The organism is Roseateles sp. P5_E8, assembly GCF_054177665.1.
Genome location: NZ_JBGCUM010000026.1, coordinates 23,133 through 40,654, shown reverse-complemented (window position 1 = coordinate 40,654; position 17,522 = coordinate 23,133). Strand labels below are relative to the sequence as shown.

At 65.7% G+C, this 17,522-nt stretch carries 19 protein-coding genes and 1 tRNA gene; 19 read left to right on the top strand and 1 reads right to left on the bottom strand.

What is annotated here, in order from left to right:
- Positions 1-4 precede the first annotated feature (4 nt).
- The 6 genes from iscU to tsaD are packed head-to-tail and all read left to right on the top strand — an operon-like array spanning position 5 to position 4,537.
- On the top strand, positions 5-400 hold the full coding sequence (gene iscU, locus ACXRVZ_RS16070) for a Fe-S cluster assembly scaffold IscU (protein WP_457427429.1): 396 nt from the start codon (positions 5-7) through the stop codon (positions 398-400).
- 1 nt (position 401) lies between these two features.
- A complete protein-coding gene (gene iscA, locus ACXRVZ_RS16065) occupies positions 402-725 on the top strand; it encodes an iron-sulfur cluster assembly protein IscA (RefSeq protein ID WP_422015086.1) in 324 nt (107 codons plus the stop codon).
- A 57-nt stretch (positions 726-782) separates the two neighbouring features.
- On the top strand, positions 783-1,301 hold the full coding sequence (gene hscB / locus ACXRVZ_RS16060; RefSeq protein WP_457427427.1) for a Fe-S protein assembly co-chaperone HscB: 519 nt from the start codon (positions 783-785) through the stop codon (positions 1,299-1,301).
- Positions 1,302-1,303: 2 nt separating this feature from the next.
- Positions 1,304-3,148, top strand: coding sequence for a Fe-S protein assembly chaperone HscA (gene hscA / locus ACXRVZ_RS16055; RefSeq protein WP_458232571.1), 1,845 nt, complete (start codon positions 1,304-1,306; stop codon positions 3,146-3,148).
- A 13-nt stretch (positions 3,149-3,161) separates the two neighbouring features.
- Positions 3,162-3,500: an ISC system 2Fe-2S type ferredoxin gene (gene fdx / locus ACXRVZ_RS16050; RefSeq protein WP_457427423.1), complete on the top strand. Its 339-nt coding sequence runs from the start codon at positions 3,162-3,164 to the stop codon at positions 3,498-3,500.
- Between the two features lie 5 nt (positions 3,501-3,505).
- A complete protein-coding gene (gene tsaD / locus ACXRVZ_RS16045) occupies positions 3,506-4,537 on the top strand; it encodes a tRNA (adenosine(37)-N6)-threonylcarbamoyltransferase complex transferase subunit TsaD (protein WP_458232580.1) in 1,032 nt (343 codons plus the stop codon).
- Between the two features lie 27 nt (positions 4,538-4,564).
- Here tsaD and ACXRVZ_RS16040 read toward each other — a convergent pair whose 3' ends face one another.
- Positions 4,565-4,960: an Hsp20/alpha crystallin family protein gene (locus tag ACXRVZ_RS16040; RefSeq protein WP_457427421.1), complete on the bottom strand. Its 396-nt coding sequence runs from the start codon at positions 4,958-4,960 to the stop codon at positions 4,565-4,567.
- Between the two features lie 407 nt (positions 4,961-5,367).
- Here ACXRVZ_RS16040 and rpsO point away from each other — a divergent pair, with 407 nt between their 5' ends.
- From rpsO to nuoG, 13 genes are all read left to right on the top strand, one after another.
- A complete protein-coding gene (gene rpsO, locus ACXRVZ_RS16035; RefSeq protein ID WP_457427420.1) occupies positions 5,368-5,637 on the top strand; it encodes a 30S ribosomal protein S15 in 270 nt (89 codons plus the stop codon).
- Between the two features lie 204 nt (positions 5,638-5,841).
- Positions 5,842-7,989, top strand: a complete 2,148-nt coding sequence (gene pnp / locus ACXRVZ_RS16030; RefSeq protein ID WP_458232570.1) for a polyribonucleotide nucleotidyltransferase — start codon at positions 5,842-5,844, stop codon at positions 7,987-7,989.
- 11 nt (positions 7,990-8,000) lie between these two features.
- On the top strand, positions 8,001-8,987 hold the full coding sequence (locus ACXRVZ_RS16025; protein ID WP_458232569.1) for an NAD(P)H-quinone oxidoreductase: 987 nt from the start codon (positions 8,001-8,003) through the stop codon (positions 8,985-8,987).
- Positions 8,988-8,998: 11 nt separating this feature from the next.
- Positions 8,999-9,742 carry a triose-phosphate isomerase gene (tpiA, locus tag ACXRVZ_RS16020; protein WP_457427415.1) on the top strand — a complete coding sequence of 248 codons (744 nt, stop codon included), beginning with the start codon at positions 8,999-9,001 and terminating at the stop codon, positions 9,740-9,742.
- A gap of 61 nt (positions 9,743-9,803) precedes the next feature.
- On the top strand, positions 9,804-10,190 hold the full coding sequence (gene secG / locus ACXRVZ_RS16015) for a preprotein translocase subunit SecG (protein ID WP_457427412.1): 387 nt from the start codon (positions 9,804-9,806) through the stop codon (positions 10,188-10,190).
- 112 nt (positions 10,191-10,302) lie between these two features.
- Positions 10,303-10,387: transfer RNA gene (locus ACXRVZ_RS16010), tRNA-Leu, on the top strand.
- 220 nt (positions 10,388-10,607) lie between these two features.
- On the top strand, positions 10,608-10,967 hold the full coding sequence (locus ACXRVZ_RS16005; RefSeq protein ID WP_457427410.1) for an NADH-quinone oxidoreductase subunit A: 360 nt from the start codon (positions 10,608-10,610) through the stop codon (positions 10,965-10,967).
- 33 nt (positions 10,968-11,000) lie between these two features.
- Positions 11,001-11,477, top strand: a complete 477-nt coding sequence (locus tag ACXRVZ_RS16000) for a NuoB/complex I 20 kDa subunit family protein (protein WP_046113908.1) — start codon at positions 11,001-11,003, stop codon at positions 11,475-11,477.
- 10 nt (positions 11,478-11,487) lie between these two features.
- Complete coding sequence (locus ACXRVZ_RS15995; protein WP_457427408.1) at positions 11,488-12,084, top strand: NADH-quinone oxidoreductase subunit C; 597 nt, start codon at positions 11,488-11,490, stop codon at positions 12,082-12,084.
- A 2-nt stretch (positions 12,085-12,086) separates the two neighbouring features.
- Entirely contained in the window at positions 12,087-13,340 is a 1,254-nt protein-coding gene (locus tag ACXRVZ_RS15990; RefSeq protein ID WP_458232568.1) for an NADH-quinone oxidoreductase subunit D, read from the top strand.
- Entirely contained in the window at positions 13,337-13,840 is a 504-nt protein-coding gene (locus tag ACXRVZ_RS15985; protein ID WP_458232567.1) for an NADH-quinone oxidoreductase subunit NuoE family protein, read from the top strand. Before ACXRVZ_RS15990 ends, ACXRVZ_RS15985 begins: the two co-directional genes overlap by 4 nt.
- Positions 13,841-13,848: 8 nt before the next feature.
- Positions 13,849-15,183, top strand: a complete 1,335-nt coding sequence (gene nuoF / locus ACXRVZ_RS15980) for an NADH-quinone oxidoreductase subunit NuoF (RefSeq protein WP_457427402.1) — start codon at positions 13,849-13,851, stop codon at positions 15,181-15,183.
- A 20-nt stretch (positions 15,184-15,203) separates the two neighbouring features.
- Positions 15,204-17,510 carry an NADH-quinone oxidoreductase subunit NuoG gene (gene nuoG / locus ACXRVZ_RS15975; protein WP_458232566.1) on the top strand — a complete coding sequence of 769 codons (2,307 nt, stop codon included), beginning with the start codon at positions 15,204-15,206 and terminating at the stop codon, positions 17,508-17,510.
- Positions 17,511-17,522 lie beyond the last annotated feature (12 nt).

The window sequence follows — 17,522 nt, the reverse complement described above, 5'->3', positions numbered from 1 at the left end:
CACCATGGCATACAGCGACAAGGTCGTAGACCACTACGAAAACCCCCGCAACGTCGGCAAGTTCGACAACGGCGATGACGACGTCGGCACCGGCATGGTCGGCGCGCCGGCCTGCGGCGACGTGATGAAGCTGCAGATCAAGGTCAACCCGGCGACCGGCCTCATCGAGGACGCCAAGTTCAAGACCTACGGCTGCGGCTCGGCCATTGCCTCCAGCTCGCTCGTGACCGAATGGGTCAAGGGCAAGAGCCTGGACGAAGCGCTGACGATCAAGAACACGCACATCGCCGAAGAGTTGGCGCTGCCGCCCGTCAAGATCCACTGCTCCATCCTGGCGGAAGACGCGATCAAGGCTGCGGTGGATGATTACCGCGCCAAACACGCGGCTGTGGCGAACTGACATGTCCGTCACGCTCACCGAAGCCGCAGCCCGCCACGTCAAGCGCTACATCGCCAAGCGCGGCAAGGGTGTGGGCGTGCGCCTGGGCGTGAAGACGACCGGCTGCTCGGGCCTGGCCTACAAGCTGGAGTACGCTGACGACGTGGCGCCCGAGGACGTGATCTTCGAGGGCCATGAGGTCAAGATCCTCATCGACCCCAAGAGCTTGCCCTACCTCGACGGCACCGAGCTGGACTTCGTCCGCGAAGGCCTCAACGAAGGCTTCAAGTTCCGCAACCCGCGCGAGAAAGACAAGTGCGGCTGCGGCGAGTCCTTCCGTGTCTGACCGACCCTGAGTTCTTGCTGAGCGCGGCACCGGCCGCGCTTTTTGCTTTTTCACCCCATGCGCCTGACCGACAACGACTTCCAGCTCTTCGGCCTGCCTGAACAGCAGGCCCAGGAGCGCGCCGGCATCGACGCGCGCTGGAAGGCGTTGCAGGCCGAAGTCCACCCCGACCGCTTTGCCGCCGAGGGCGCCGCCGCCCAGCGCGTGGCCATGCAGTGGGCCATGCGTGTCAACGAGGCGCATCGGCGCCTGCGTGACCCGCTGAAGCGGGCCGCCTACCTTTGCGAGCTGCGCGGCGCGCCCGTGCAGGCAGAGAACAACACGCAGATGCCCGCTGCCTTCCTGATTCAGCAGATGGAATGGCGCGAGGCGCTCGACGAAGCCGACGGTGAGGCTGCGCTGCAAGCGTTGGACGACGACGCGGCCCAAGCCGAAACCGCCGCATTCGCCACCGTGCAGCGCCTGCTCGACGATGCCCACGACGCGCCCGCTGCCGCATCCCAGGTCCGCGCGCTGATGTTCGTCCAGCGCTTCCGTGCCGATATTGACCAGCGCCTTGCCGCGCTCGACGCCTGAACATGGCTCTCCTGCAAATCTCCGAACCCGGCGCCTCGCCCGACCCGCACCAGCGCCGCATCGCCGTCGGCATCGACCTCGGCACGACGCATTCCCTCGTCGCCGCCGTGCGCCACGGCGTGGCCGAATGCCTGCCCGACGAGCAAGGTCGCGTGATCCTGCCGTCCGCCGTGCGCTACCTGCCCGAAGGCCGCCGCCAGATCGGCGCCGACGCGCTGGCCGCGCAGGCCGACGACCCCGAGAACACCATCGTCTCGGTCAAGCGCTTCATGGGTCGCAGCCTTGGCGATGTGGCCAACCGCGAGCAGCTTCCGTATCAGTTCCAAGACCGCCCCGGCATGCTGGCCATCGCCACGCGCGACGGCGTGAAGAGCCCAGTCGAGGTGTCCGCCGAGATCCTGGCCACGTTGCGTTTCCGCGCCGAAGACAGCTTTGCCGACGACCTGTTCGGCGCCGTCATCACGGTGCCGGCCTACTTCGACGACGCCCAGCGCCAGGCCACCAAGGACGCCGCCGAGCTGGCCGGCCTCAAGGTGCTGCGCCTCATCAATGAACCCACTGCCGCGGCCATCGCCTACGGCCTGGACAACGCCAGCGAAGGCCTCTACGCGGTCTACGACCTGGGCGGCGGTACCTTCGACATCTCGCTGCTGCGCCTGACGCGCGGCGTCTTCGAGGTCGTCGCGACCGGCGGCGATGCCGCCCTGGGCGGAGACGATTTCGACCGTGTGCTGGCCGATTGGTCGCTGGGTGGTCGCGCCGTTGAATCGGCCCACGACAAGCGCGCCGTCCTCGTCGCGGCACGCGCAGCCAAGGAGGCGCTGTCCGACGCTGCCTCGACCGAGCTGATCGCCGCGCTGGACGGCGGCGAACTTCGCGCAACCGTCACGCGCGAGCAATTCGAGCAACTGGCCCAACCGCTGATCGCCAAGACGCTGTCCGCCGTGAAGCGCGTATTGCGCGACGCCAGGGTCRAGGCGGCCGACGTGGCCGGCACCGTCATGGTCGGCGGCTCCACGCGCATGCCCATCGTGCGCCGTGCGGTGAGCGAACTCGTCGGCCGCGACGTGCTGACCAACCTGAACCCCGACGAGGTTGTCGCGCTGGGCGCCGCCATCCAGGCCAACCAGCTCGCCGGCAATGCCGCCGATGGCGAAATCCTGCTGCTCGATGTGATTCCGTTGTCGCTGGGTTTGGAGACCATGGGTGGCCTGACCGAGCGCGTCATCGAGCGCAACTCGACCATTCCCGTCGCCAAGGCCCAGGACTTCACGACCTTCAAGGACGGCCAGACCGCGCTGGCCATCCACGTCGTGCAGGGCGAGCGCGAGCTGGTCAGCGAATGCCGCTCGCTCGCGCGCTTCGAGCTGCGCGGCATTCCGCCGATGGTGGCCGGCGCGGCGCGCATCCGCGTCAGCTTCCAGGTCGATGCGGACGGGCTGCTGAACGTCTCTGCCGAGGAGCTGACTTCGGGCGTGCAGACGGCCATCACCGTCAAGCCCAGCTACGGGCTTGGCGACGATGAGATCGCCAACATGCTCAAGGACGGCTTCAACAGCGCCGAGGGCGACATGGCCGCGCGCAAGCTGCGCGAGGCTAAGGTCGACGCGGAGCGAATGGTTCTCGCAACGCGCAGCGCGCTGGCTGCCGATGGCGATCTGCTGCCCGAGAGCGAGCGCCAGGCGCTGGAAGCGCGTCTGGTGACGCTGGCTGCGATGGACGACGACGCGGACGCGATTGATGCCGCGATCAAGCAGCTTGCTGAAGCGACCGAAGGCTTTGCCGCCGAGCGCATGAACCGCTCCATTGCCCGCGCGCTGACCGGCCGCAACGTCTCGGCCCTTTAAGAGAACAAAAGACATGCCCGTCATCAAGATCCTCCCGCACGCCGAGTACTGCCCCGACGGCGCCAGCATCACGGCGGTGCCCGGCACGTCGATCTGTGAAGCGCTGCTGGCCAACGACATCCACATCGAGCACGCCTGCGACCAGGTCTGCGCCTGCACGACCTGCCACGTCATCGTCCGCGAGGGCGGTCGCTCGCTGAGCGAGATGGAGGAGGACGAGGAAGACATGCTGGACCGCGCCTGGGGGCTGGAGCCCGATTCGCGCCTGTCCTGCCAGGCCCTGCTGCGCCAGCAGGACGTGACGGTCGAGATCCCCAAGTATTCGATCAATCACGCCAAGGAAGGCAAGTGAGTGACGTGAAGCGCATCCTGGGTTTCGAGTCGTCCTGCGACGAGACCGGGGTCGCGCTTGTCGAGGTGGATGGCGATGAGCCGCCGAAGTTGCTGGCGCAGGCGCTGTACAGCCAGATCACGATGCACCAGGCCTATGGTGGCGTCGTGCCCGAGCTGGCCTCGCGCGACCACGTGCGCCGCGTGCTGCCGCTCACGCGAGAGGTGCTGGCGCAGGCCGGCCTGGCGCTGAGCGACGTCGATCTGATCGCCTACACGCAAGGCCCCGGCCTTGCGGGGGCGCTGCTCGTGGGCGCCGGTGTGGCCGTGTCGCTGGCCGCAGCGCTGGACGTGCCGGCGTTGCCCATTCATCACCTCGAAGGGCATCTGTTGTCGCCCTTCCTGTCGGCCGATCCGCCGGAGTTCCCGTTCGTTGCGCTGCTGGTCAGCGGCGGCCACACGCAGCTGATGCGCGTGGACGACGTAGGCGCCTACGAGATGCTCGGCGAGACCATCGACGACGCGGCCGGTGAGGCCTTCGACAAGAGCGCCAAGCTGCTGGGCCTGCCTTACCCGGGTGGCCCGCATCTGGCGCGCATGGCCGAGTTCGGCAACCCGGCCGCCTTCGCGCTGCCACGCCCGCTGCTGCACAGCGGCAAGCCGGACTTCAGCTTCGCCGGCCTGAAGACCGCCGTGCTGACGCAGGTGAAGAAGATCGGCGACTCCCCCTGCGATCAGACGAAAGCGGACCTCGCTGCGGCGACGCAGGAGGCCATCGTCGAGGTGCTGGTGAAGAAGTCGCTGCTGGCCTTGAAGATGACCGGCCTGAAGCGCCTCGTCGTGGCTGGTGGCGTCGGCGCGAATATCAAGCTGCGCGAGCAACTGAACGCTGTCTGCGAAAAACTGGGCGTGCGCGTGCACTACCCCGAGCTGTCACTGTGCACCGACAACGGCGCCATGATCGCGATGGCCGCCGCGCTGCGGGTGCAGCGCGGCACGGCAGAGTCCCGGCGCGACGGCGGCTTTGAAGTCCGCCCGCGCTGGGAACTTGGGACCTGACGCTCCCGCGTCAGGTTGGGGCGCCGCTCAGTTGACCGTCAGCTCGCCGCCGTTCTCGGCAACGCGCTTGACTAGGTTCAGCGTCAGCACGCCGTTCTCGAAACGGGCTTGCGATTGCCCCTGGTCGATCTCGGCCGGCAGCGAGAAGCTGCGGGCATAGCGGGCAGCGCGGCGCTCGCGGTAGAGCACGCGGGAGCCGTCGGTCGGCGCTGCGGCCTCTTCGGTGACGGTCTCGACCTGCACGCGGCGGCCTTCGACACGGACCTTGACGGCTTCCTTGGCAACGCCGGGCATGTCCACGGTGACGTGGTAGCCCTTGTCGTCCTCGCTGACGTCCAGGGCGGGCGTGCGGGCAGCGTCCGCATCGGCGTCGAACTGGCGCAGGACGCGGGCAACATGGCGGGGGTGGGTCAGATAGAACATGGTGAAACTCCGTGGCGGTTGACGCTGCTTCGAAGAGTCGGGAGCAGCACCCGATGACCGAGAGATAGGGCGGCACGAAGGCGCTTCAAGTGCCTTTGTGCTGCAAACGCAGAGAAGTCACGCATTTGCAGGGCAGGGCGGTTCGGGCCCTTGAAAGCGTCATCGAGCGCCCCACGTCCGCCCGCTTGGCCTTGCGCGAATTGGTCCTGCCTTCGCTTTGGGCTAGAATCCGCAGGTTTTGCGCACCGCAAGGTGCCGAAATGGCAGCTCAACGTAAGTTGGGCGGCACATCAAGCACGGCTTGGGGCGGTTTCCCCCTTGTCCGCAAGTCAACCCGGAAACCGTCTGCGGCAGCGCCTTGTATGCGTCTTGCCCGGCCGGACTTCCGAAACCTTTTGGAAAACAAAATGTCCGTCGCCGATCTGAACAAGGCCGAAATCGTCAAGGCCAACGCACGCAGCACCAACGACACCGGCTCGCCGGAAGTCCAAGTCGCGCTGCTGACCGCCCGCATCAACGATCTGACCCCTCACTTCAAGACCCACGCCAAGGACCACCACGGTCGTCGCGGTCTGCTGAAGATGGTCAACACCCGCAAGAGCCTGCTGGCCTACCTGAAGCGCATCGATTCCAGCCGCTACGTCGCGCTGATCGGCAAGCTGGGCCTGCGCAAGTAATTCGCTGATTCCGACACGGAGCCTGTCTGGTCCTCAAGCCCAGTACAGGCTCTTTGTCCATCTATCCACCGGAACCGAGCTGTCGTGGTGTCGGATCATTCCAAGACGGTTTGCTGAACCGCCCTGGAATGGCATCTGGACCAAACCCAGTCTCGTTCCCGGTTCCCCCGGGTGCCCCCGCACCACCATAACCAGGAGATGAGCATGTCCATTTTCAACAAGGTCACGAAGTCCTTCCAATGGGGTCGCCACAACGTCGTGCTGGAAACGGGTGAAGTCGCCCGCCAGTCGTCCGGCGCCGTCCTCGTCAACATCGAAGGCACCGTCGTGCTGGCCACCGTGGTCGCCAAGACCGAAGCCAAGGCCGGCCAGGACTTCTTCCCGCTGACCGTCGACTACCTCGAGAAGACCTACGCCGCCGGCAAGATCCCCGGCAGCTTCTTCAAGCGTGAAGGCCGCCCGAGCGAGCACGAGACGCTGACCAGCCGCCTGATCGACCGCCCGATCCGCCCGTTGTTCCCGGAAGGCTTCTTCAACGAAGTCCAGGTCGTCATCCACGTGGTGAGCCTGAACCCCGAAGTGCAGGCCGACATCGCCGCGCTGATCGGCTCGTCCGCCGCGCTGGCCATTTCCGGCATCCCGTTCAGCGGTCCCATCGGCGCCGCCCGCGTGGGCTATGTCAACGGCGAGTACGTGCTGAACCCCAGCAAGTCCGAGCTGGTCAACAGCCAGATGGACCTCGTCGTCGCCGGCACTCAAGCCGCCGTGCTGATGGTCGAGTCCGAAGCCTCGGGCCTGTCCGAAGAAGTCATGCTGGCCGCCATCGTCTACGGCCACGAGCAAGGCAATGTCGCCATCGCCGCGATCAACGACCTGGTGCGTGACGCCGGCAAGCCGGCCTGGAACTGGACCGCTCCGGCCAAGAACGAAGCCTTCATCGCCACCATCAACGCGCTGGCCGAAGGCCCGCTGCGCGAGGCGTATCAGATTCGTTCCAAGCAAGCCCGTACGCAAGCCTGCCGCAGCGTGACGTCCAATGTCTTCGCCGCGCTGAAGGCCGATGGCGTCGTCTTCGACAAGGTCGAAGTCGAAGGCCTGCTGTTCGAGATCGAAGCCCGTATCGTTCGCAACCAGATCCTGGCCGGCGAGCCGCGCATCGACGGCCGCGACACCCGCACCGTGCGCCCCATCGAAATCCGCAACGGCATCCTGCCGCGCACCCACGGCTCGGCGCTGTTCACGCGCGGCGAGACGCAAGCGCTGGTCATCGCCACGCTGGGCACGGACCGTGACGCGCAGCGCATCGACGCGCTGGACGGCGAGTTCGAAGACCGCTTCATGATGCACTACAACATGCCCCCCTTCGCCACCGGCGAGACGGGTCGTGTCGGTAGCCCGAAGCGCCGCGAAATCGGCCACGGCCGCCTCGCCAAGCGCGCTCTGATCGCCGCACTGCCGAGCAAGGAAGACTTCCCCTACTCGCTGCGCGTGGTCTCGGAAATCACCGAGTCCAACGGCTCCTCGTCGATGGCTTCCGTCTGCGGCGGCTGCCTGGCGCTGATGGACGCCGGTGTGCCGATGAAGGCCCACGTGGCCGGTATCGCCATGGGCCTGATCAAGGACGCCAACCGCTTCGCCGTGCTGACCGACATCCTGGGTGACGAAGATCACCTGGGCGACATGGACTTCAAGGTGGCCGGCACGACGACCGGCATCACCGCTTTGCAGATGGACATCAAGATCCAGGGCATCACCAAGGAAATCATGCAGGTCGCGCTGGCGCAAGCCAAGGAAGCCCGCCTGCACATCCTGGGCAAGATGACCGAAGCCATGGGCACGGCCAACACCGAGGTGTCGGTGTTCGCGCCGCGTCTGTACACGATGAAGATCAACCCGGAGAAGATCCGTGACGTCATCGGCAAGGGTGGCTCCACGATCCGCGCGCTGACCGAAGAGACCGGCACGACCATCGACATCGGCGAAGACGGCACCATCACCATCGCCTCGACGGACGCCGACAAGGCCGAGCTGGCCAAGAAGCGCATCCAGGAAATCACGGCCGAAGTCGAAGTCGGCAAGGTCTACGAAGGCCCGATCGTCAAGATCCTGGACTTCGGCGCCCTCGTGAACCTGCTGCCYGGCAAGGACGGCCTGCTGCACATCAGCCAGATCGCCCACCAGCGCGTCGAGAAGGTCACCGACTTCCTGAGCGAAGGTCAGGTCGTCAAGGTCAAGGTGCTGGAGACCGACGAGAAGGGCCGCATCAAGCTGTCCATGAAGGCGCTGATCGACCGCGAAGCCGCTCCGGCTCCGGTCGCTCCGGTTGCCGACGCCGGCCCGGCTGCGGAGTAACTCCCGCAGCGATGAAGGCCATCGCGATCACCCGCCCCGGCGGGYCTGAAGTGCTGGAGCTGGCCGAAAGGCCGGATTCAGTCGCGGGCCCGGGCGAGTGCCTGATCCGCGTAGCCGCTTCGGGCATCAATCGCCCGGACGTGCTGCAGCGCAAGGGCGCCTACCCGCCGCCGCCGGGTGCGAGTGATCTGCCTGGGCTGGAGGTTGCTGGCGAGATCGTCGCCGGCGATGCCGAGGCCCTGGCTGCGAACGGCTTTGCCATCGGCGACAAGGTCTGCGCGCTGGTCAATGGTGGCGGTTATGCGGAGCTCTGCACGGCGCCGGTGGGCCAATGCCTGCCAGTGCCCGAGGGCTGGACGCTGACGCAAGCTGCGACGCTGCCGGAAACCTGCTTCACGGTCTGGGCCAATGTGTTCGACCGCGTGGGTTTGCAAGCCGGCGAGACGCTGCTGGTCCACGGCGGTTCCAGCGGCATCGGCGTGACGGCCATCCAGATCGCCAAGGCGCTGGGCGCCCGCGTGCTGGTCACCGTCGGCAGCGCAGACAAGGCCGAGGCCTGCAAGGCGCTGGGGGCCGACGTGGCGATCAACTACCGCGAACAGGATTTCGTCGCCGAAGCCAAGGCCGCCACCGGCGGTCGCGGTGTCGACGTGATCCTGGACATGGTGGCCGGCGACTACATCGGCCGCGGCGTGCAGGCGCTGGCTGAGGATGGTCGCCTGGCGCTGATTGCAGTGCAGGGCGGTGTGAAGTCGGAGATTGATGCCGGCCTCGTGCTGCGCAAGCGGCTGACCATCACCGGCTCGACACTGCGCCCGCGCTCGGCGGCGTTCAAGGCAGGCCTGGCGCGCTCGCTGCGCGACAAGGTCTGGCCGCTGATCGAGGCCGGCCGCATCAAGCCGGTCGTGTACCGCGAACTGCCTGCTGCCCAGGCGGCCGAGGCGCACGCGCTGATGGAATCCAACGAGCACATCGGCAAGATCGTGCTGACCTGGTGAGGAGAGCTGACATGAGAAGAAAACTCGTCGTAGGCAATTGGAAGATGCATGGCAGCCGCGCCGCCAATGCCCAGTTGCTTGCCGGCCTCAAGGAAGCCGGCCCCTGGAACGCCGATGTCGCCGTCTGCGTGCCTGCCGTCTACATCGCCGAGACCGCGCTTGCGCTGACCGGCAATGCCATCGTCTACGGCGCGCAGGATTGCTCCTCGCACGAGCAGGGCGCCTACACCGGCGAGGTGTCCAGCGCGATGCTGGCTGACGTCGGCTGCCGCTACGCCATCGTCGGCCACTCGGAGCGCCGCGCCTATCACGCGGAGAGCGACCAGCTCGTCGCCGACAAGGCCAAGGCCGCGCTGGCCCATGGTGTGACGCCCATCGTCTGCGTTGGTGAAACGCGCGCCGAGCGCGAGGCTGGTCAGACCGAGGCCGTCGTCAAGCGTCAGCTTGCCGCCGTCATCCACACGCTGGGCCACTGCTGCGGCGAGATGGTTGTTGCCTACGAGCCCGTCTGGGCCATCGGCACCGGCCTGACCGCCTCGCCCGCCGAAGCGCAGGCCGTGCACGCCGTGCTGCGCGCCCAACTGCACGCGGCGACGGACCGATCCGGCGTCATGCGCATCCTCTACGGCGGCAGCGTCAAGGCCGACAACGCGGCCGAGTTGTTCTCTCAAGCAGACATTGACGGTGGCCTGATTGGCGGCGCGTCGTTGAAGGTGGCCGATTTCGCTGCCATCTGCCGGGCTGCGGCCCACTGAAGTTTCCCCGGCGCGTGCCAATGCCGGCGCGCGTCACAAGAGTTTTGATGGAGTGTTTGGAATGCAGTTCTTTGCAAATCTGGTGTTGATCGTTCAGTTGCTGTCGGCCCTGGCGATCATCGGTCTGGTGCTTGTGCAGCACGGCAAGGGTGCCGATATGGGTGCCTCCTTCGGCAGTGGTGCGTCGGGCAGCCTGTTCGGCGCCACTGGCAGCGCCAACTTCCTGTCGCGCACCACGGCGGTCGCTGCGACGCTGTTCTTTGGTTGCACGCTGGGCCTGGCCTTCCTCTCGAACGGCCGCCCGGCCACGTCGGGTGGTGACAGCGCACTGGATCGCGCGCCCGTCACCGCTCCGGCTCCGGCCGCTTCGGGTGCCGCCGCCATCCCTGGCGCTGTCGTGGCGCCGGCTGTGCCGGCCTCGGTTGCCGCTTCGTCCGCAGCGAACTGAATCCCGACTAAAACCCTCGCCTGCTCACCGGGAAGCCCAGAATTTTCGGTATAGAATGCGAGGCTGTCTGGCAGGCAAACCCTCACTAGCCGCCAGGCATATTTGAATACCTGCCGTCGTGGTGAAATTGGTAGACACGCTATCTTGAGGGGGTAGTGGCGAAAGCTGTGCGAGTTCGAGTCTCGCCGACGGCACCAGAACATCGGCTAGGATTCCCGCTGGTCTTGAAGCGGGAGTCAGCCAAGGCGACCTGTCGCTGAGATCACCCGGTCTGGGTTGATCAAAGCAAGGTTCAAGGCGGGCGCGATCCGCGAGCGAGTTTTTCGATTCGCTGGTGGCGCGCCTGTTTGCTTTTGTGGCCCGCTCCTTGCGTGCCACGTTGACGAAGACATTGAAGTCGACCCCGAGAAAGCCCAGATGAATCTCGATCAATACCTGCCCGTCATCCTCTTCATTTTGGTCGGCACGGTGGTCGGGATCGCACCCCAGGTGCTCGGCGCGCTGCTCGGCCCGAATCGGCCCGACGCGGCCAAGAACTCCCCCTACGAATGCGGCTTTGAGGCCTTTGAAGACGCGCGCATGAAATTCGATGTGCGCTACTACCTCGTCGCCATTCTGTTCATTCTTTTCGACCTGGAAATTGCCTTCCTGTTCCCCTGGGCCGTCGCGCTCAAGGAAATCGGTGCAACGGGCTTCTGGGCGATGATCATCTTCCTCGGCATTCTGGTCGTCGGCTTTGCCTACGAGTGGAAAAAAGGCGCCCTGGACTGGGAATAAGCGCTAAGCCAAACACGCTGCTGGGAATTCGAAATGGGTATTGAAGGCGTCCTGAAAGAAGGCTTTGTCACCACGTCGGTCGACAAGCTCATCAACTGGTCCAAGACCGGCTCGCTGTGGCCGATGACGTTCGGTCTGGCCTGCTGTGCAGTCGAGATGATGCACGCGGGTGCTGCGCGCTACGACATCGACCGCTTCGGCATGCTGTTCCGCCCGAGCCCCCGCCAGTCCGATCTGATGATCGTGGCCGGCACGCTGTGCAACAAGATGGCGCCGGCACTGCGCAAGGTCTACGACCAGATGGCCGAGCCGCGCTGGGTGCTGTCGATGGGCAGCTGCGCCAACGGCGGCGGCTACTACCACTACAGCTATTCCGTCGTGCGCGGTTGCGACCGCATCGTGCCGGTGGATGTCTACGTGCCCGGCTGCCCGCCGACGGCCGAGGCGCTGCTCTACGGCATCCTGCAATTGCAGGCCAAGATCCGCCGCGAAAACACCATTGCCCGCTGAGCGCCAAGGTATGAGCCTGAATCTCGAAACCCTGGCCCAGCAAGTTGGTGCCGTCCTCGGCGAGCGCGTCGTCTCGCTGAAGTCCGCCCTCGGCGAGCTGACGTTGACTGTGCGTGCGGCCGATTACCTGGATGTGGCGACGACGCTGCGCGATCACCCCGAGTTGAAGTTCGAGCAGTTGATCGACCTCTGCGGTGTCGACTACAGCGACTTTGGCAACGGTGGCTATGAAGGCCCGCGCTACGCCATCGTCAGCCACCTGCTGTCGATCAGCAAGAACTGGCGCCTGCGCCTGAAGGTGTTCGCCACCGACGACGATTTTCCCGCTGTAGCTTCGGTCACTGGCGTGTGGAGCTCGGCCGACTGGTTCGAGCGCGAAGCCTTCGACATGTACGGCGTCATCTTCGACGGCCATGACGATCTGCGCCGCATCCTGACGGACTACGGGTTCATCGGCCACCCGATGCGCAAGGACTTCCCGGTGTCGGGTCATGTCGAGATGCGCTACGACGCCGAGCAGAAGCGCGTCATCTACCAGCCGGTGAGCATCGAGCCGCGCGAGATCACGCCGCGCATCATCCGCGAAGACAAGTACGGCGGAATCTGAACATGGCCGAGATCAAGAACTACACCCTCAACTTCGGCCCGCAGCATCCGGCCGCCCACGGCGTGCTGCGCCTGGTGCTGGAGCTGGACGGCGAAGTCATCCAGCGCGCCGACCCGCACATCGGCCTGCTGCACCGCGCGACCGAGAAGCTCGCCGAGAGCAAGACCTACATTCAGTCGCTGCCCTACATGGACCGTCTCGACTATGTGTCGATGATGGCGAATGAGCAGGCCTACTGCCTGGCCATCGAGAAGATGATGGGCATCGAGGTACCGGTCCGCGCGCAATACATCCGCGTGATGTTTGCCGAGATCACGCGCTTGCTGAACCACCTGATGTGGCTGGGCGCGCATGGCCTGGACTGCGGTGCGATGAATGTGCTCATCTATGCTTTTCGCGAGCGCGAAGACCTGTTCGACATGTACGAGGCGGTCTCGGGCGCGCGCATGCATGCGGCCTACTTCCGGCCAGGTGGCGTCTACCGCGACCTGCCGGACACGATGCCCAAGCACCAGGCCAGCAAGATCCGCAATGCCAAGGCCATCGACCGCCTCAACGAGAACCGCCAGGRCTCGCTGCTGGACTTCATCGATGACTTCACCAGGCGCTTCCCGAAGAACGTCGACGACTACGAAACGCTGCTGACCGACAACCGCATCTGGAAACAGCGCACGGTCGGCATCGGCATCGTGTCGCCCGAGCGCGCGCTGAACCTGGGCTTCACCGGCCCGATGCTGCGCGGCTCCGGCATCGCCTGGGACTTGCGCAAGAAGCAGCCCTACGATGTGTACGACAAGCTGGACTTCGACATCCCCATCGGCACCAACGGCGACACCTACGATCGCTACGTCGTGCGCGTGGAAGAGATGCGTCAGTCCAACCGCATCATTCAGCAGTGCTCGGCCTGGCTGCGCGCCAACCCTGGCCCGGTCATCACCGACAACCACAAGGTGGCGCCGCCTTCGCGCGTGGACATGAAGTCCAACATGGAAGAGCTGATCCACCACTTCAAGCTCTTCACCGAGGGCTTCCACGTGCCCGAGGGCGAGGCCTATGCGGCCGTCGAACACCCCAAGGGCGAGTTCGGCATCTACATGGTCAGCGACGGCGCCAACAAGCCTTACCGCCTGAAGATCCGCGCGCCAGGCTTTGCCCATCTGGCCGCACTGGACGAGATGGGTCGCGGCCACATGATTGCGGACGCCGTCGCCATCATCGGCACCATGGACATCGTGTTCGGCGAGATTGATCGATGAGCAGCTACCAACTCTCTGACGCCACCCGCGCGCGCTTCGACCGCGAGGTTGCCAAGTACCCCTACGAACTGCGCCAGTCCGCCGTCATGGCCTGCCTGGCCATCGTGCAGCAGGAAGAAGGCTTCGTGCCGCGCGCTGCGGAAGATGTGATCGCCGCTCATCTCGGCATGGCGCCTATCGCCGTGTACGAGGTGACGACCTTCTACAACATGTACAACCAGCGCCCGGTTGGCAAGTTCAAGCTGGGCGTCTGCGCGAACCTGCCTTGCCAGTTGCGTGACGGTCAGAACGCACTGGACCATCTGTGCAGCAAGCTCGGCATCGAGCAGGGCGGCACGACGGCCGATGGCCTGTTTACCGTGCAGAAGACCGAGTGCCTGGGCGCCTGCGCCGACTCGCCGGTGATGCTGGTCAACGACCGTCAGATGTGCAGCTTCATGACGAACGACCGGCTCGACGAGCTGGTCGACGTGCTGCGCGCTGAAGCTGCGAAGGCCTGAGGAAGACGATGCTGGACCTCACCAAATTCCAATCCACCGGCAACGAGACCTGCTTCCACGGTCGTCACATCACGCCGCAGATCTACGCGGACCTGGACGGCAAGAACTGGTCGATCAAGGACTATGAAGCGCGTGGCGGCTACGCGGCGCTGAAGAAGATCCTCGCGCTTGAAGGCGGCATGACGCCTGATCAAGTCATCGCCGAAGTGAAGACCTCCGCCCTGCGCGGCCGCGGCGGCGCGGGCTTCCCGACCGGCCTGAAGTGGAGCTTCATGCCGCGCCAGTTTCCCGGTGCGAAGTACCTCGTCTGCAATTCGGACGAAGGCGAGCCGGGCACCTGCAAGGATCGCGACCTGCTGATGTTCAACCCGCATCAGGTCATCGAGGGCATGGCCATCGCCGCGTTCGCGATGGGCATCAAGGTGGGCTACAACTACATCCACGGTGAGATCTTCGAGGTCTACGAGCGCTTCGAAGCGGCCCTGGAAGAAGCGCGCGCCGCCGGCTACCTCGGCGACAACATCCTCGGTTCCACCTTCAGCTTCCAGCTGCACGGCCACCATGGTTTCGGCGCCTACATCTGCGGCGAGGAAACCGCGCTGCTGGAATCGCTGGAAGGCAAGAAGGGCCAGCCGCGCTTCAAGCCGCCTTTCCCGGCCAGCTTCGGCCTGTACGGCCGGCCGACGACGATCAACAACACCGAGACCTTCGCGGCGGTGCCCTGGATCATCCGCAACGGCGGCCAGGCCTACCTCGAGATCGGCAAGCCCAACAACGGAGGCACCAAGCTGTTCTCGGTGTCTGGTGACGTGGAGCGCCCGGGCAACTACGAGATTCCGCTGGGCACGCCGTTCAGCAAGCTGCTGGAACTCGCCGGTGGCGTGCGCAAGGGTCGCACGTTGAAAGCCGTGATCCCCGGTGGCTCGTCTGCCCCCGTGCTGACGGCCGAAGTGATGATGCAGTGCACGATGGACTACGACTCCATCGCCAAGGCCGGCTCGATGCTGGGCTCGGGCGCGGTCATCGTCATGGACGACACGCGCTGCGCGGTGCAGAGCCTGCTGCGCCTGTCCTACTTCTATGCCCACGAGTCCTGCGGCCAGTGCACGCCCTGCCGCGAAGGCACGGGCTGGATGCACCGCGTGCTGGAACGCATCTATCACGGCGAGGGCAGGGCAGAAGACATCGACCTGCTGAACTCCGTGGCCGACAACATCCAGGGCCGCACSATCTGCGCKYTRGGCGAYGCYGCCGCGATGCCCGTGCGCGCCATGATCAAGAACTTCAAGCACGAGTTCTTGCACCTGATTGAACACAAGAAGCCCCTGGTGGCTCCGACCTGAGCGCCTAGAGAAACACCACCATGGTTGAAATCGAACTCGACGGTCAGAAGGTAGAGGCCAAGGAAGGCAGCATGATCATGCATGCTGCCGAGAAGGCCGGTACCTACATCCCGCACTTCTGCTATCACAAGAAGCTGAGCATCGCGGCCAACTGCCGCATGTGCCTGGTGGACGTGGAGAAGGCGCCCAAGCCCATGCCCGCCTGCGCGACCCCGGTCACGCAAGGCATGATCGTCCGCACCAAGAGCGACAAGGCGATCAAGGCCCAGCAGGGCGTCATGGAATTCCTGCTGATCAACCACCCGCTGGACTGCCCCATCTGCGACCAGGGCGGCGAGTGCCAGTTGCAGGATCTGGCCGTGGGCTACGGCGCCGGCAAGAGCCGCTACTCCGAAGAGAAGCGCGTCGTCTTCCACAAGAACGTCGGCCCGCTGATCTCGATGGAAGAGATGAGCCGCTGCATCCATTGCACCCGCTGCGTGCGCTTCGGCCAGGAGATCGCCGGCCAGATGGAACTGGGCATGGCCCACCGCGGCGAGCACAGCGAGATCCAGACCTTCGTCGGCCGCACGGTGGACTCCGAGCTGTCGGGCAACATGATCGATATCTGCCCGGTCGGCGCACTCACCAGCAAGCCGTTCCGCTACAGCGCCCGCACCTGGGAGCTGTCGCGCCGCAAGAGCGTCAGCCCGCACGATTCGACCGGCGCCAATCTGGTCGTCCAGGTCAAGAACCACCAGGTCCTGCGCGTCGTGCCGCTGGAGAACGAAGACGTCAACGAATGCTGGATCGCCGACCGCGACCGCTTCAGCTACGAAGCACTGAACAGCGATGCGCGCCTGACCGCGCCGATGATCAAGCAGGGCGGCGCCTGGAAGCAGGTCGACTGGACGACGGCGCTTGAGTACGTTGCCAACGGCCTGAAGTCCATCAAGGGCGACCATGGCGCTGCGTCTATCGGCGCGCTGGGTTCGGCCCACAACACGGTGGAAGAACTGCACCTGTTGGCGCAAATCGTGCGCGGCCTGGGCAGCGACAACGTCGACCACCGCCTGCGCCACAGCGACTTCGGCAACGCCGCGTCGGCTGGTCAGGCGCATTGGCTGGGCACGAGCATCGCGAGCCTCTCCGAACTGGACCGCGCGCTGGTCGTCGGCTCCAACCTGCGCAAGGACCATCCGCTGTTCGCCGCCCGCCTGCGCCACGCCGCGCGTCGCGGCGCTGCCGTCCATCGCGTCGGCATCAACAACGACGACTGGCTGATCTCGCTCGCCGCGTCGCAATCCGTCGCGCCGTCGGGCTGGGTGCAAGCCCTGGCCGACGTGGCCGCCGCGATTGGTGAAGGCGCACCGCTGGCTGGCACTGCGACTGAAGAAGCCAAGGCCATCACGGCCAGTCTCGTCTCGGGTCAACGCAAGGCCATCTTGCTGGGCAACGCCGCCGCCGAACATCCGCAAGCCACCAGCCTGCTGGCGCTGGCGCAGTGGATTGGCGCGCAGACCGGCGCGAGCGTCGGCTACCTGACCGCTGCTGCAAACACCGTGGGCGCCCAGCTCGTCAAGGCACAGCCGCAGATTGACGGCCTGAACGCCGCCCAGATGCTGACCGGCACGCCGCTGAAGGCCGCACTGCTGCTGAACACCGATCCGGTGCTCGACTCCGCCAACGCCGCTGCCGCCGCCAAGGCGCTGGACGCGGCCGAGATGGTCGTCGTGCTGAGCCCGTTCAAAAGCGGTCTCGAATACGCCGACGTGCTGCTGCCGATCGCGCCGTTCACGGAGACCTCGGGTTCCTTCGTCAACGCCGAGGGCCGCCTGCAAAGCTTCGTCGGCGTCGTCAAGCCGCTGGCCGAAACGCGCCCGGGCTGGAAGGTGCTTCGCGTGTTGGGCAACTTGCTGGGCTTGGCCGGTTTCGACCAGGACAGCTCCGAGCAGGTCCGCGAGCAGGCGCTGGGTGGTGACATCACCGCTCGGCTCAGCAACGCGACATCTGCCACGYCGCAAGCTGTGGCGAAGGCTGAGGGCGTCGAGCGATTCGGCAACCTGCCAATCTATGCAACCGACGCGCTGGTGCGCAACTCGACCTCGCTGCAACTGACCGCCGACGGCCGCGAAGCCGCCACGGTCGGCCTGCCTGCTGGACTGTGGCAACAGCTCGGCCTGGTTGACGGCGACCTGGTTCGTGTCGTGCAGGACGGCGGTGCCGCCCAACTGCCCGCCCGCCTCGAAGCCGGTCTGCCCGACGGCGTCGCCCGCGTGCCCGCCGGCCTCGCACAAACCGCCGCGCTGGGTGCCGCCTTCGGCACGCTGACGCTGAGCAAGGTCTGAGGGAGCCTGAAC

Coding starts and splice junctions, on each gene's coding strand:
- iscU (WP_457427429.1), top strand. CDS start 5: ATGGCATACAGCGACAAGGTCGTAGACCACTACGAAAACCCCCGCAAC.
- iscA (WP_422015086.1), top strand. CDS start 402: ATGTCCGTCACGCTCACCGAAGCCGCAGCCCGCCACGTCAAGCGCTAC.
- hscB (WP_457427427.1), top strand. CDS start 783: ATGCGCCTGACCGACAACGACTTCCAGCTCTTCGGCCTGCCTGAACAG.
- fdx (WP_457427423.1), top strand. CDS start 3,162: ATGCCCGTCATCAAGATCCTCCCGCACGCCGAGTACTGCCCCGACGGC.
- ACXRVZ_RS16040 (WP_457427421.1), bottom strand. CDS start 4,960: ATGTTCTATCTGACCCACCCCCGCCATGTTGCCCGCGTCCTGCGCCAG.
- rpsO (WP_457427420.1), top strand. CDS start 5,368: ATGTCCGTCGCCGATCTGAACAAGGCCGAAATCGTCAAGGCCAACGCA.
- tpiA (WP_457427415.1), top strand. CDS start 8,999: ATGAGAAGAAAACTCGTCGTAGGCAATTGGAAGATGCATGGCAGCCGC.
- secG (WP_457427412.1), top strand. CDS start 9,804: ATGCAGTTCTTTGCAAATCTGGTGTTGATCGTTCAGTTGCTGTCGGCC.
- ACXRVZ_RS16005 (WP_457427410.1), top strand. CDS start 10,608: ATGAATCTCGATCAATACCTGCCCGTCATCCTCTTCATTTTGGTCGGC.
- ACXRVZ_RS16000 (WP_046113908.1), top strand. CDS start 11,001: ATGGGTATTGAAGGCGTCCTGAAAGAAGGCTTTGTCACCACGTCGGTC.
- ACXRVZ_RS15995 (WP_457427408.1), top strand. CDS start 11,488: ATGAGCCTGAATCTCGAAACCCTGGCCCAGCAAGTTGGTGCCGTCCTC.
- ACXRVZ_RS15985 (WP_458232567.1), top strand. CDS start 13,337: ATGAGCAGCTACCAACTCTCTGACGCCACCCGCGCGCGCTTCGACCGC.